The 2,077-nt window shown below is 51.9% G+C and carries 1 protein-coding gene; it reads right to left on the reverse strand.

What is annotated here, in order from left to right; translation table 11 throughout:
* Positions 1-173: 173 nt before the first annotated feature.
* Positions 174-1,898 (reverse strand): DUF4277 domain-containing protein, encoded by a 1,725-nt coding sequence (locus tag CKL79_RS22220; protein WP_121971687.1) that lies wholly within the window; start codon positions 1,896-1,898, stop codon positions 174-176.
* Positions 1,899-2,077: the final 179 nt, after the last annotated feature.

Below are 2,077 nucleotides of genomic sequence, written 5' to 3' on the forward strand. Positions count from 1 at the left end.
AAGATACAATCATGACTAGTTTTTGTTGGGACGGGATCTATGATCTCATCCCTTTTTTCTTATTGGCAAGTCCTCCCACAACATCTGGATGCGCCCCACTCAAGTAATTATTAATGCCTTTTCTTAAACCTGAGCTCTCATGGTTCGCGCATAAAAAAGAGAGTTTGCAACAATTAGCCAGTCAGGGCGAGATAGATATGATCAGAGCTGCCCAATAACTGTAATATGCGCAGTTGCAGCTCAGACAAAGGCGAGAGGAAGCGTTGACTCACCTGATCAATCTCCATAATTGTCAGCGTAATGCCACGAAAGGCCTTCAGCAATAGCTCAGCGGTGGGCAGTTGGGTGGCTCGTTTGGGGTTTCCCGCATACAGTCCTGGCAGCGACTGTTGGTCAGCTTCCAACTGAGTGCGAACCGAAAATTCCAGCAGGCAGAGGAGGCGCAAGCCCAAACTCAATAGTCGAATCAAGCATTTGACGCGCTTCTCAGAGGCCAAATAGATAGGTCTGAGTCCGAGTGCTTTGCCCTTGTATCGTCCAAAGCCCTGTTCAATGAGATACTCATTGCGATAACCGTAAACGGCCTCTGAGAGCGACAATTCCAGGTCGTTGCTCGCATAGACTCGCCAGCCCAATAGCTGCGAGCGGTGCTGATAAGCTTCGGCGTCCAGCGTGGGTTTCACCGTCACGTTGGTTTCTGTCAGGGTACGCGCCGGTTGATCTCCGTAGGCGCGTTTGTGAGTCGTCTGAGTGGTGGACTCGTAGACTACCTGGATGAGGTCTTTGACGCGGTAGCGCTGGAGAATCCGATGGGCCGCATCCCTGGTTTCCGGGGGCGATAGCCGTTTGTGCCCTCGTCCGGTCAGATTCAGTTGGTTCAGCGCTTCGGTGGCTTTTTCAATGCGGTTATCCAACCCTTTTTGTTGCCGCGCGGCGTACTTGAACGAATGCACCACGAGCCACTGTTCGCGCCAAGAGAACGTCTCTGCCCCGACCCCGACCGATGGCGTCATCGTCAGGGTAAATCCCTTGGCAATAAATTCCGGTTCCTGTTCAGGTGCCGCTGCTGCTGCTGGCGCGTGACTGTTTTGACCCGGCGCAACGACTTGACTCAGCAGCTCCTCCCCCCGAAACACAGGCGCTAGTAGCTCAGCTAAGTCAGCCTTGGAAACTTGTTTCTCGGGCAACGGGCACAAGTAGTGGTTCTGACTTTGGGCGATGTAGCGCCGCGTCTCCAACGCCGCCATTTTACTGTCCCCAACATAGGTCAACCCGCTCTCCTGAAGACTTTGCTGTACTTTCTTTATCTCTGGGATGTACAACGGGTCATCCGCTTGATTGCCACTCACCACGGTGGTGCTCACAGGCATTCCTAACGGGTCTAAGGCCGCCTGCGAAATCTTCACTTGCGGTAAGTCGGGCCGATAGTCTTTGCTGTGACCAAATTGAAATAGCCCCTCCTCTGCTTCGACCGGTCTATATCCACTGCTGGTAGTCGTATCTAGACGGACACAAGCCGTTCTTAAGTCATACACCCGCACCGTATGACGGTTCAGCTCACCTTCAAACTCATCCCACTGCTGATCATCGCTCAATCGGTCGAGCACGCGCTCTAAGCGGTCATCGCTGAAATCCAGGCTCCTCACTGTGGGCGCTAAACATCTCGTTAACGTGCTGCTCAGTCCCGATGCCCACTCTTCTACCTGATTGAGTCGGGGGTCGCCTTGCGAGAGTAGATACGATAACCAGCCCACCAGCACCTTGCCTAGACTTAACCCTTGCCAATTCCCATGCTGATTAAAATGTTCGTCAGCCAGTCCGCTCAGATTTAGTTTCTCCATCTGACTCAATAGCAACGGAATATCATCGACCCGTTCGTTCCCGATTAGCTGTGCCATAGCCTCTATGCCTTGATGTATCCTGACTTCATTATGGCTATGGCTATTTGATTTTCTCCCGTTTTTTTTAGCGAACCATGAGACCAATGAAACCAAGTCGTCACCTCTCGTGATAGATGTCGTCCGTCTTCAAACGCTTTGAGATAGATCAACTCATACTTTAAGGATCTCCATAATCG

The organism is Leptolyngbya sp. BC1307 (genome assembly GCF_002286735.1).
Taxonomy (GTDB): Bacteria; Cyanobacteriota; Cyanobacteriia; order Phormidesmidales; family Phormidesmidaceae; genus Phormidesmis.